Consider the following 11,139-nt stretch of genomic DNA (forward strand, 5'->3'; position numbering starts at 1 on the left):
CTCATACTCCCGTGGTGGAGCCGGGCCGGACGATCATGAGCACCGTCACGACGGCCCACAGCAGGTTGAAGACTCCGGTCAGCATCCCCAGGCGCGCCGTGGAACCCCGTACCGTCGAGGCCCCGCCGAGTTCGGCGAGCAAGCGTTCCTGCCCAGGGAGGACGAGCAACGCCAGGACGCCCGCCGCCGCGGCGGTGAGCACGATCGAGACGATCAGCCATGCGTCGCCGAGGACGTGGAGACCGCTGGCGGTGGCGAAGCCGAAGATCGGCACGGCCAGGCCGATGACGGAGTAGACGCGGCAGATCCGGTGCAGCAGCCGGACGGAGGCGAGCGAGGGGGCGTCCGCACCCGCCGCCTGGGCGCGGCGCACCGCGGCGGGGAACATGCTGGCCGCCACGGTCACCGGGCCAACGGCGATGATGGCGGCCAGGACGTGGACGGAGAGGAGGAACTTCGTCACCGGCCGGCCCTCCGCTCCGCGGCCGTGCGCTCGGCGCCGGCCATGGCACAGGGGGTGTCGATGATCGGGTTGTGCTGGATGCCTTCGGTGGCTGACATGGTGAACGGCGTGCTTTCTTCGGGTTGGACACGTGCGGTGTGGGCGGTCAGAAGGCGGGGGAGGGGCCTCGGCTGGACCACACGACGCCACGGCGCTCGTGGGCGAAGAGAGTCTCGACCGCGTGCGCGATTTGCGGGCCGATCTCGCGTTCCAGGAGGTAGAGGGCCAGGTCGAGGCCGGACGTGACACCGCCGCCAGTGATGAGGTCGCCGTCGTCGACCATCCGGGCTGCCACGGGCAGCGCGCCGCCGGCGCTGAGGACGTCCAGCCCGTGGTGGTGGGTGGTGGCGTGGCGGCCCTTGATCAGCCCGGCCATGGCCAGGAGCATGGAACCGCCGCAGACGGTGGCGACCAGCGTGTCCTCCCGTTCGAGGGCCTCCCTGGCCAGCGCGGGCAGGTCCGTCTCCAACGCGCGGCCGAGGATCACAGGGATGGAGCGCCGCCGTTCCTCCTCACTGACCTCTTTCCCGGTAGGGAGTTCGCCGGCCGCGCCGGGCAGGATGACCACGTCGGCGCCGGCAGGGTCGAGCGCGCCGGCGGCCCGCAACGCCAGAGGCGGCGTGCCGCTGGGAACCTCCCGGGCGCCTTCGGCCGTCACCAGTTCGACGGTCACGGCTCCGCCGGTGGCCATTCCCGCGGCGTGCAGCACCTCGTAGGGCGCGATGGCATCCAAAGGGTCGAAACCGTCGTACAGGACGACCTGCGCATGCATCAGCCGTTGCTCCTTCGTCGCTTGCTCGAATCTCGCAGCGCAAGGCTAGACAGCCCGCCCGGGGACGTCCCATGGGCTGAATCGACAATTTCCAACGGGTTCTCGCCATCAGGCTCCATCTGCGCAGATGACCGCGTCACACGCTTCACCTGCCTCTTTGTGGCTGGCCGGTTCTCGCCTATCGTGTCCTGATGCACACGGTGGCGGTCCTGGCTCTGGACCATGTGGTGGCGGCCGACATGGCGACGCCGATCGAGGCCTTCGGGCGTACCCGGCTGGCGGACGGGCGCCGGCCGTACCGCGTCCTGGTCTGTGCCGCAACGCCACAGGTGGCCAGCGACGCCTTCACACTCATCGCCCCGCACGGCCTGGAGGCGCTCCGGGAGGCGGACACGATCGTCGTGCCGGGATGCTCCGAGAAAGCCGCCCCACCCGCCCGGGAGGTGCTCGACGCACTGCGCGCGGCCGCGGCCGCAGGCACCCGGATCGCCTCCATCTGCGCGGGAGCGTTCACCCTTGCCGCAGCTGGGCTGCTGGACGGGCTGAGCGCGACCACGCACTGGATGGCCGCTCGCCGGCTGGCCCAGACGTTCCCACAGGTGGATGTACAACCGGACGTCCTGTACGTAGACAACGGCCAGATCCTGACCTCGGCCGGGGCCGCCGCCGGCCTGGACCTGTGCCTGCACATCATCCGGCGGGATTTCGGCTCGGCGGTCGCCGCGGACTCCGCCCGGTTGTCGGTGATGCCCCTGGAACGGGAGGGCGGTCAGGCGCAGTTCATCCTCCACGCCCAGCCGCCGGTCCCTCAGGGTTCGCTGCTGGAGCCGGTGCTGTCGTGGATCGAGGACAACCTCGCCCAGGAGCTGACGTTGGCGGAGATGGCCATGCGCAGCGGGATGAGCGCGAGGACCTTCAGCCGCCGCTTCCGCGAGCAGATCGGCGCCACCCCGCTGCAGTGGCTGCTGCGAGCACGCGTACGGCGTGCACAGTTCCTGCTGGAGACCACCGACCACGGCGTCGAACGCATCGCCGCGCAGGCCGGTTTCGGCTCGGCCACCGCGTTCCGGGAGCGGTTCAAACGCGTCGTCGGCGTCACGCCGCAGTCCTACCGCTCCTCCTTCCGGACGAACGCATCCTGAGCTTCCTGAACTCAATCGACACGCTGGTGGCGTCTCAGCTGGGCCACGAGTTCCTTCTCGGAGTCGTGTGGTTCAGGAGTAGGCGTCGCAGACAGTGAACGAAAGGCTCTTGGTGGTCTTGACTCCGGTCAGGAGGCGGAAGACGACGGTATGCCTGCCCGGGTCGAACGCGCCGAGCGGGTTACGCATGTTCTTGTCCGTCCCCCGGTACAGGTAGCCGGTCTTCCAGCCCTCGTCCTGGCCGTCCACGATCCATCTGTAGCCGTACTCCGCGTTCCTGCCCGTCGGGCCTTTGATCACCGCGACGGGGAAGAGGCTGGGTGAATAGCAGCCCTTCTCCGTCTTCATCCCGTCCAGGGTCAGCGACTGCAGGCGGGTGTTCCCGCTCGCGGCCGCGGTCGTCGCGGTTTTCGTCGGCGCGGTCCTGGTGGGGCTGGTCTTTTCGGACGGGGACGTCGTGGGATCGGCCGTGCTCGGCTTGGGGGTGGCCGATTTCGTGGACGGGCGCTTGCTCGGCGTGGACTTGGCGGCCGGTCGGCGGCGGGAGGACGTGGCCGTCGGGCCCGGCGTCGTGGCCGGCGCGCTCAGGGAGGGGGTGGAGGCGGCCTCGGTCGTCGCCGCGTCCGGCATCCACGTGATCGCCCCGGCCACCACGGCGGCGGCCAGCATCAGCGCCCCGGCGCCCGTCAGCAGCGCCTTCACCGGCCCCCGCCGCGGCGCGGGCGCAGGGGAAGGGACAGGAGGACGGGGCGAGGGCAGGGGAGGCGCCGGCCTGGAGCCGATGAGCCAGAGCAGGACGTCCTGCATGGCGGGCCGCGCCGCCAGATCCTTGGTCAGGCAGGCCAGGACGATCGGCCGCAGCGGCCCCGGCAGATCGCCCAGATACGGCTCGTCGTTGAGGATGCGGCGGATCACGGCGGGCAGCGAGTCGTTGCCGAACGGTGGCGTCCCCGTTGCGGCGTACACGATCACCGAGGCCCACGCGAACACGTCCACCGCCGGTCCGACCGGCGCGCCGGCGAGCTGCTCGGGAGCCATGTACGCGGGCGTCCCCACGATGCTGCTCGTCACCGTCAGCGCCTGGTCAGCCGTGCGGGCGATGCCGAAGTCGATGACGCGCGGCCCGTCGCGCCCGAGCAGCACGTTGGCCGGTTTGAAGTCGCGGTGCACCACGCCGGCGCGGTGGATGGCGGCCAGCGCGGTCGCGGTCGCCACGGCCAGGCGTTGCAGGTCGGCCCCGGTGTGGCGGCCCGCCTGGTGGAGGGAGGGGCCTTCGACGTACTCGGTCACGATGTACGGCCGCGCGCCCAGCGAGGCGTCCAGCACCTGGGCGATGCAGAACGGCTCCACCCGGCGCGCCGCCTCGATCTCCTTGGCGAAGCGGTGGTCGCCCGCCAGCCCGTCCGCGAGCGCCTTGACCGCCACCCGCCGCCCGTCGGGCCCCTGGGCCAGGTAGACCACGCCCTGCCCGCCCGCGCCCAGCCGTCCCAGCAGCCGGTACGGACCGATGGCCGGCGGATCCTCGGGCCGGAGCGGGTCCATCACTCGGTCCCGACCGGGCAGATGGTGAACTTGAGCGTCCTCGACACCGCGACGGGCGAGGTCACGCGGAGCGTGATGGTGTGAGGGCCGTTCTTCTCGATGAGCGGGCTGGTGGCCCCCTGGGTGTGGACGCCCGCGATGTAAGCCTCGGAGCGCATCACGACCTTGCCGTCCAGGATCCATTGGTAGGTGAACCTGGTGCGCAGTTTGGTGCCCTCAACCACGGCGAACGCGTTGCTCTGGCCGATCTGGCAGTCCTGGGTGTTGGCCTTTCTGGCGCCCTGGACGTACAGAGAGGGGATCCTGAACGACCCCGCTGAGGTGGCGGATCTGGTGGGCTTCGCCGTACGCGTCGGCGGGGCGGAGGTGGTGGGCTCCCGCGTGGGCCGTTCGGGCGGTTCGGTGGTCGGTTTCCTGGTCGGTCTGGGGGAGGTCGGCTTCTTCGTACGTTTCGGGCGCGTGGGCGTCGCCGTCGGCTTGGGGTCTTCGTTCGTGGCGATCGCGAGCGACTCCGCGGTCGGGCGCGGCCTCTTGACGATCCATCCGTTCGCGACACCCCAGACGGCGGTCCCCACGAGCGCCAGGGCCACCGCGCCGGCGGCCCCTGCCACGATCCAGGGCCCGCTCCTGCGCCCCGACCTCCCGGGCGCCGTGGCCATGCCGCCGGAACGGGGTCCCCTGCCGACAGGACCGCCGCCGTCGAAACCCGGGGCGCCGTTTTCCAGCCCTGGCCCCGCCGGTCCGCTGCCTCCGAACCCCGCACCAGCCGGGACGCCGCTCCCAGGTCCGGATCTCGGGTCGCCCAGCAGGCGCAGCAGCACGTCCTGCATGGACGGCCGGCGTACCGGATCCTTGGCCAGGCATTCGAGCACGATCGCGCGCAAGGGCTGCGGCAGGTCGCCGAGCCGCGGCTCGTTGTGCAGGACGCGGTTGATCACCGCGGGCAGCGTGTCCTCGCCGAACGGCGGGCTCCCCGTCCCGGCGAACACCATCACCGAGCCCCACGCGAACACGTCGGCCGCGGGCCCGATCGGCGTCCCGGCGAGCTGCTCGGGCGCCATGTACGCGGGCGTCCCCACGATCCCGCTGGCCCCCGACGGCCCCGCCCCGGCCGACCGCGCGATCCCGAAGTCGATCACCCGCGGCCCGCCCGGCCCCAGCAGCACGTTGGCGGGCTTGAAGTCGCGGTGGACGATCCCCGCCTGATGGACGGCCGCCAGCGCGGTCGCCGTCGCCACGGCCAGACGTTGCAGATCGGCGCCCGCGTGGCGGCCGGCCTGCTGGAGCGACGGCCCTTCCACGTACTCCGTCACGATGTACGGCCGCCCGCTCGCTGACGCGTCCAGCACCTGGGCGATGCAGAACGGCTCCACCCGCCGCGCCGCCTCGATCTCCTTGGCGAAACGCTCGTCGGCCCGCCCTTCGCGCAGCACCTTCACCGCGACGGGGCGGCCGTCCGGCCCTTGGCCCAGATAGACGATTCCCTGCCCGCCCGCGCCCAGCCGTCCGAGGAGCCGGTACGGCCCCACGGCGGCGGGATCACCCTCCCGGAGGGGTTCGGCGGACGGCATGACACTCCAATGTCGGAAACTATGGATCTTCAGCACCATAGCGGGAATGCCGTGATTGCGTCCGATATATGGTCATGAGGCCTGGACGGTGGCGCTCTCGCGCACGTCTGAGCTCACTCGGATGAGACTGGGCCGGGAGTCCGTCTGAGCGACAACTGACAGAAGATGTCAGTGAACCTCCGGACACTGATGCCATGATCCTCAGTCACCACCCCCGCCGGGCCGAGGGGTTGCTCGTGTCCGCGGCCTTCGCCACCGCCCTTGGGAACAATGTCCAGCTCATCGTCGGTGCGCTGCTCATGATCAGGGAGCAGCAGACCATGATGGCCGTCGGCTGGCTGTTCATCGCGGTCGCCGGTCCGCAGGCGCTGCTGTCGCCCTTCTTCGGACGGCTGGCCGACCGCTTCGACCGGCGGAGCCTGTGGATCGGGTGCGATGCCACCAGTGCGGCGCTGGCCCTCGGGCTGCCACTGTGGCTGGCCTGCGGTGGTGCCCCGGGGCCCGGGATCTACAGCGCCAATCTGGGGCTGGCCGTCGTCAGCGCCCTGTTCTTCCCGGCCAGCTCCGCGCTGATCAAGGAACGGGTTCCGGCGGACCGGCTGCGGCGGTTCAACGCCCGCTACGAGATGGGGACCCAGGCGGGGATGCTGCTGTCGGCGACGGTCGGCGGGCTGTCCGTCCAGGCGTTCGGTGCCGTGCCGCTGCTGGTGTTCAACGCCGCGACCTTCATGGTCTCGGCGCTCTGCGTCGCCGCGGTGGGGCGCCGCCCGGACCGGGCGCCGGCTGCCGCCGCCGGGGAGCAGGCGCCGGCCCCGGCAGCGTCGCGCGGGCCGCTGCGTGTGCGCCGCTTCATCCTGCTCTACGCCCAGGGGAGCGTGGTCGTCACGGTCTTCAACGCGCTGCTGCCCACTGCCGTCATCGGCGAACTCCACCTGGGTGCGGCAACGTTCGGCGTCGTGGACGCCCTCGGGTGTCTCGGCTTCCTGGCGGCCACCGGCGCCTACCGGATCGTCAGCAGACGCCATCCGGACCTTCGCATCGCCGTCGTGGGTTTTCTGCTCTGCAATGTCGGCCTGGTGCTGCAGAGCCAGTTCGGGATCGTCGGCTACCTCGTCGGGGTGCCGCTGGGTGCGTTCTTCTTCGGGCAGGCCAGGATCGCCTCCCGCACCATGCTGATGGCCTCGGCCGACGACGCCTCGGTGGGCAGGGCCTTCGGGCTGGCGAACGGTGGCGGGCTGGCGGCTACGGTCGGGGCGATGTTCCTGGTCGCGACGGTCACCGACCACAGTGACACGCGCTACGGCTTCGGCGTCCTCGCCGCCCTTGCGCTGCTGGCGACCCTGTCCGCCGGACTGCTGCTGAGGGCGCCCGACTCCGCCCGGCCGCACGCGTCCGCCGGTGGGTACCGGTCGGGCACGGCCGCCGCCGTCTCCGCGATCCTGCGGCGCAGCACCTCGATGTCCGCACCCAGCGACAGCAGCTTCGGCACCGCCGGGTCGACCGACTCCATCAGCACCGTCACCCAGCCGTCACCGTCGTGTTCACCGTCCACGAGCTGAAGCGCCCGGCCCGCAACGCTGCCGAACTCATGACGCTCGCCGCCGGCCTGCAAGCCGCCGGAATCCAGCTCGAACTCCTCACCGGCATCTACGACCCCGCCATGCTCTCCGAGCCTCTTCGCGGGCCGGAAGAGGCCTGAACGCGGATCAGTGCGGGTTCCCGCGGCCGGGTGTGCCGTCCAGATAGGTGAGTACTGCGCGTACGCGGCGGTGGCCGGAGTCGTCCGGTGCCAGGCCGAGCTTGGCGAAGATGTTGCCGATGTGCTTGTGGACGGCGTTGTCGGAGATGCGCATCCGCTCGGCGATGGTGGCGTTGTCGTGGCCCTGCGCCATGAGGGCGAGCGACTCTCGCTCGCGGGAGGTGAGGGTGTCCAGGGGGTCGTCGGCGCGGCGCGCGAGGAGTTGGGCGACCACTTCGGGGTCCATGGCGGTGCCGCCGGCCGCGACCCGGCGCAGGGCGTCGACGAATTCGGCCACCCGTCCGATGCGGTCCTTGAGGAGGTAGCCGATGCCGCCGCGGCCGTCGGAGAGGAGCTCGCCGGCGTACTCGCGCTCGACGTACTGCGATAGCACCAGGATCGGCAGCGCGCCGTGCTCGCGGCGGGCCCGCAGCGCGGCGTGGATTCCCTCGTCGCGGAACGACGGTGGCAGCCGCACGTCGACGATGGCGATGTCGGGGCGGTGCTCGGCGACGGCGAGGAGGAACGCCTCGCCGTCGCCGACGACCGCCACGACATCGCAGCCCTTCGCCGCCAACAGCAGCTCCAAGCCGCTGGACAGCAGGACGTTGTCTTCGGCGATCACGACCCGCACGGGACCTCCTGAACGATCACTATGCGCACGGCACCTGGACGGCGAGCGTGGTGGGGCCGCCCGGCGGGCTGTCGAGGCGGACCGCGCCGTCCAGGGCGGCGACCCGTCGGCGTATCCCGGGGATCCCGGTGCCGCGCGCCTCGTCGGCGCCGCCCCTTCCGTCGTCGGTGACCTCGATGGACAGCACGTCGTCGGCGCGCTCGATCCGGAGGGCCGCCCGCGTGGCGGCGGCGTGCTTGGTCACGTTCGTCAGCGCCTCGGCGATCACGTAGTAGGCCACCGCCTCCACGGTCGCCGGGAGCGCGCCCAGATCGGCGAGCTCGATGTGGACCGGCACGCTCGACCGGGCGGCCAGCGCCGTCAGCGCCCCGTCGAGCCCGCGGTCGGCGAGGATCGGCGGGTAGATCGTCTGGAGCACCGTGCGGAGCTCGACCATCGCCTCCTCCGCCGTCTCGTGCGCCTGCTGGAGCAGCGTCGCGACCGTGTCCGGGTCGTCGGCGAGCGACTCCCGGGCGAGGCCCACCTGCATGGCGATGGCCACCAGGCGCGCCTGCGTCCCGTCGTGCAGATCGCGTTCGATCCGCTGGAGCTCCGCGCCATGGGCGTCGACCACCCCGACCCGGCTCCTGGTCAGCACGTCGACCCGCTCGGTGAGCCGCTCGCGGGCCGACGGCGCGAGCACCGCCAGGCACAGCCGCGCGTGGAGCCGCGCCAGCGCCGGGAGCACCCACCAGGCCGCCGCACCGAGGACGGCGATCTGAACAGAGCCCCCGACCAGCGCGGTCCCCCAATCGCCCACATGGACATCGAAGAACGAGAACAGGGTGGGACGCGCGTCGGCGGGAAACGCCCACCACAACGGCAACGCCACCGCGGCGACCAGGATGTTGCCCAGGCATATCAGGGCGGCCAGCCCGAGCGTGAACCCGACGACGACGTGCGCGAGCGCCCAGGGGAGATCCCGCCGCCCGCCCGGCCGCCCGTCGGCCGGAACGCCGAGCAGCCTGCCGGCCCGCTGACGGTGCCAGTCCGCCCAGCCCCGCCCCGCCGGCGGCGCGAGCAGCACCGGCAACGCGAGCGCCGTGACCACGGCGGTGGCCAGCGTGGCCAGCAGGTAGACCGAGCCGGAGAACGCCCGGTCACGCATGCGCACCTCCTCACGACGCCGGAATGGAGACCATTATCCGCCACCGGTCACCGCCGGACACTACAGCGGGCTGTACCAACGCGCGTGCGGCCAGCTGTATCGTGCCGGACGTCCGGCCGAAATAGCGTCCCCGACCATGAAATCGACATATGCGCGGACCCGCAGACGCCTGGTCCCGGCCCTCGCCCTGATCGCCCTGTCCGCCGCCGTCGCGTCCCCGGCCAGAGCCGACGCTGGCCGGCCCTCGCCGCTCGACTGGAAGCCCTGCGCCCAGGGCCCCGACGACGCCCTCGGCAGGGAGCTCGACCGGGCAGGCGCACGGTGCGCGGAGCTCACCGTCCCGCTCGACCACTCCAGGCCCGGCGGCCGCACCATCAAACTCGCGCTGTCCCGCCTCCCCGCCACCGATCGCGCCCATCGCATCGGCACCATGGTCCTCAACAGCGGCGGCCCCGGCGAGAGCTCGCTGGGCATGCCTCTGCAGACGCGCGCGGCCATGAAGGACGTCGCCGCCCGTTACGACCTCATCGGCCTGGACCCGCGCTTCGTCGGGCGCAGCACGCCGCTCGACTGCGGCTGGCCCATCGGCCTGTGGCTCCGCTCGGCCGGCTCGACCCGCGCCCGGTTCGATCACCAGGTGGCGGTGCAGCGCGACCTGGCCGAGCGCTGCGCCCGGCGCCACGCCGACGTGCTCCCGTACGCCAACACTCGCGACACGGCCCGCGACATCGACCTCGTGCGCCGCGTCCTCGGGGAGCGCCGGATCTCCTTCTTCGGTTACTCCTACGGCAGCTACCTGGGCGCGGTCTACACCCAGATGTTCCCCGGCCGCACCGACCGCGTCGTCCTGGACAGCGCGGGCGACCCGAACAAGTGGGGCCCCAGGGCGATGCAGGGCAGCGAAGAGGAGGCGGAACGCGCGCTGCGCGGCTGGGCGGTCTGGGCCGCCAACCGTCACGGCACCTATGGCCTCGGCGCCACCCCCGCCCGCGTGCTCGCCACCGTGAACGCCATCGTCGCCGCCGCGCAGGACCGCCCGCTGCGCGTCGGCCCCTACGAGGTGGACGACCAGGTGGTCCCGTACATCCTCTCCGTCGGCTCCGGTAACGACCGCCCCGCGGCCCGCGCGGAGTTCTCCTCCACCGTTCGGACCCTGAACGAGGCCGCGCACCGCCGTCCGGCCGACCCCGGCCCCGAACTCAACGGATTCCTCGCGTTCATCCTGACCAGCGCCGGCTCCCCGCTTGCCAGCCCGACCGCCGCGATCACCTGCGGCGACCGCGCCGCGCCACGCGACCCCGACACCTACTGGAACGACGTCCAGCGCAGCCGCACGCGCCACCCCCTCTTCGGCCCCCTCAAGAACAACATCTGGCCCTGCGCCTTCTGGCCGAACCACCCCCGCGAGAGCCTCACGCACGTCGCCAACCCCACCCCCGCGCTGATCGTGTCCGCCACCGGCGACACCGCCACCACCTACGAGGGCAGCAAGGCCATGCACCGGGCGCTGACCGGCTCCCGCCTGCTCACCCTGCGCGGCACCACCGCCCACGGGATCTACGGCGACTACGGCAACGCCTGCGTGGACACCAAGGTCAACGCCTACCTGGCCACCGGCACCCTCCCCGCCACCGACCCGAGCTGCCATCCCTGACCCGCAGCCCCGAGGCCGCGACGCCCCATCGCGGCCTCACGCATTCAAGAGCTGGGGCCGACCGTGCCAAGCAGCGAGGCTCCTACGTCGATCGCGCAGACGACGGACCACACCCACAGCGGTTCCGGCTGCACCCCTCTCGCGTCCTGAGGGGTGGGCGGCTGCCAGGAAGACCACGGGACCACCGGCGAACTCACCCGCCGCGGCGACATCGGCGTCGACCTTGAGGGCCTCGGTCGCGGCGTACGCGGCGGTGGTGAGCTCGTCTTGAGACCTGCCGGCCATGGCCGGCAGGGCGCCGACTCGATCAACGGTTCCCATGGGGGCTGCGGGTCACAGGCGGCGGGCGGTGATGTCGCCGTTGGAGGTGGTGGCGTGGATGTCGAGTTCGGCGGTGCCGTCGTTCTTGAGGGCGTTGGCGATGCGGCCGTGGCTGG

10 protein-coding genes are annotated in these 11,139 nt (G+C 72.0%); 4 read left to right on the forward strand and 6 right to left on the reverse strand.

Annotated elements, in window-relative coordinates; all coding sequences use genetic code 11:
- Nucleotide 1 precedes the first annotated feature (1 nt).
- Both ABT294_RS49425 and ABT294_RS49430 read right to left on the reverse strand, forming a co-directional pair.
- A complete protein-coding gene (locus ABT294_RS49425) occupies nt 2-463 on the reverse strand; it encodes a hypothetical protein (protein WP_350813496.1) in 462 nt (153 codons plus the stop codon).
- Nucleotides 464-608: 145 nt separating this feature from the next.
- Nucleotides 609-1,274: a DJ-1/PfpI family protein gene (locus tag ABT294_RS49430; protein ID WP_350813497.1), complete on the reverse strand. Its 666-nt coding sequence runs from the start codon at nt 1,272-1,274 to the stop codon at nt 609-611.
- Between the two features lie 191 nt (nt 1,275-1,465).
- Here ABT294_RS49430 and ABT294_RS49435 point away from each other — a divergent pair, with 191 nt between their 5' ends.
- Complete coding sequence (locus tag ABT294_RS49435) at nt 1,466-2,416, forward strand: GlxA family transcriptional regulator (protein ID WP_350813498.1); 951 nt, start codon at nt 1,466-1,468, stop codon at nt 2,414-2,416.
- A 72-nt stretch (nt 2,417-2,488) separates the two neighbouring features.
- Here ABT294_RS49435 and ABT294_RS49440 read toward each other — a convergent pair whose 3' ends face one another.
- On the reverse strand, nt 2,489-3,958 hold the full coding sequence (locus tag ABT294_RS49440) for a serine/threonine protein kinase (protein ID WP_350813499.1): 1,470 nt from the start codon (nt 3,956-3,958) through the stop codon (nt 2,489-2,491).
- A complete protein-coding gene (locus tag ABT294_RS49445) occupies nt 3,958-5,529 on the reverse strand; it encodes a serine/threonine protein kinase (RefSeq protein ID WP_350813500.1) in 1,572 nt (523 codons plus the stop codon). Before ABT294_RS49445 ends, ABT294_RS49440 begins: the two co-directional genes overlap by 1 nt.
- A 194-nt stretch (nt 5,530-5,723) precedes the next feature.
- On the opposite strand from ABT294_RS49445, the gene ABT294_RS49450 reads away from it, so the two are divergent.
- Both ABT294_RS49450 and ABT294_RS49455 read left to right on the forward strand, forming a co-directional pair.
- Nucleotides 5,724-7,088: an MFS transporter gene (locus ABT294_RS49450; RefSeq protein WP_350813501.1), complete on the forward strand. Its 1,365-nt coding sequence runs from the start codon at nt 5,724-5,726 to the stop codon at nt 7,086-7,088.
- Nucleotides 7,067-7,228, forward strand: coding sequence for a recombinase family protein (locus ABT294_RS49455; RefSeq protein WP_350813502.1), 162 nt, complete (start codon nt 7,067-7,069; stop codon nt 7,226-7,228). Before ABT294_RS49450 ends, ABT294_RS49455 begins: the two co-directional genes overlap by 22 nt.
- A gap of 7 nt (nt 7,229-7,235) precedes the next feature.
- On the opposite strand, the gene ABT294_RS49460 is transcribed toward ABT294_RS49455, so the two are convergent.
- Nucleotides 7,236-7,901 (reverse strand): response regulator transcription factor, encoded by a 666-nt coding sequence (locus tag ABT294_RS49460; protein WP_350813503.1) that lies wholly within the window; start codon nt 7,899-7,901, stop codon nt 7,236-7,238.
- 19 nt (nt 7,902-7,920) lie between these two features.
- Complete coding sequence (locus ABT294_RS49465) at nt 7,921-9,048, reverse strand: sensor histidine kinase (protein WP_350813504.1); 1,128 nt, start codon at nt 9,046-9,048, stop codon at nt 7,921-7,923.
- Between the two features lie 136 nt (nt 9,049-9,184).
- Between ABT294_RS49465 and ABT294_RS49470 the strand changes: the two genes are divergently transcribed.
- On the forward strand, nt 9,185-10,702 hold the full coding sequence (locus tag ABT294_RS49470; RefSeq protein WP_350813505.1) for an alpha/beta hydrolase: 1,518 nt from the start codon (nt 9,185-9,187) through the stop codon (nt 10,700-10,702).
- Nucleotides 10,703-11,139 lie beyond the last annotated feature (437 nt).

The organism is Nonomuraea sp. NPDC000554 (assembly GCF_040300065.1).
In the GTDB taxonomy this organism is placed as follows: Bacteria; Actinomycetota; Actinomycetes; order Streptosporangiales; family Streptosporangiaceae; genus Nonomuraea.

Bases quoted from the DNA above. Each gene is read 5' to 3' on its own strand.
- ABT294_RS49435 (WP_350813498.1), top strand. From the start codon at position 1,466: ATGCACACGGTGGCGGTCCTGGCTCTGGACCATGTGGTGGCGGCCGAC.
- ABT294_RS49450 (WP_350813501.1), top strand. From the start codon at position 5,724: ATGATCCTCAGTCACCACCCCCGCCGGGCCGAGGGGTTGCTCGTGTCC.
- ABT294_RS49470 (WP_350813505.1), top strand. From the start codon at position 9,185: ATGAAATCGACATATGCGCGGACCCGCAGACGCCTGGTCCCGGCCCTC.
- ABT294_RS49465 (WP_350813504.1), bottom strand. From the start codon at position 9,048: ATGCGTGACCGGGCGTTCTCCGGCTCGGTCTACCTGCTGGCCACGCTG.
- ABT294_RS49440 (WP_350813499.1), bottom strand. From the start codon at position 3,958: ATGGACCCGCTCCGGCCCGAGGATCCGCCGGCCATCGGTCCGTACCGG.
- ABT294_RS49445 (WP_350813500.1), bottom strand. From the start codon at position 5,529: ATGCCGTCCGCCGAACCCCTCCGGGAGGGTGATCCCGCCGCCGTGGGG.
- ABT294_RS49430 (WP_350813497.1), bottom strand. From the start codon at position 1,274: ATGCATGCGCAGGTCGTCCTGTACGACGGTTTCGACCCTTTGGATGCC.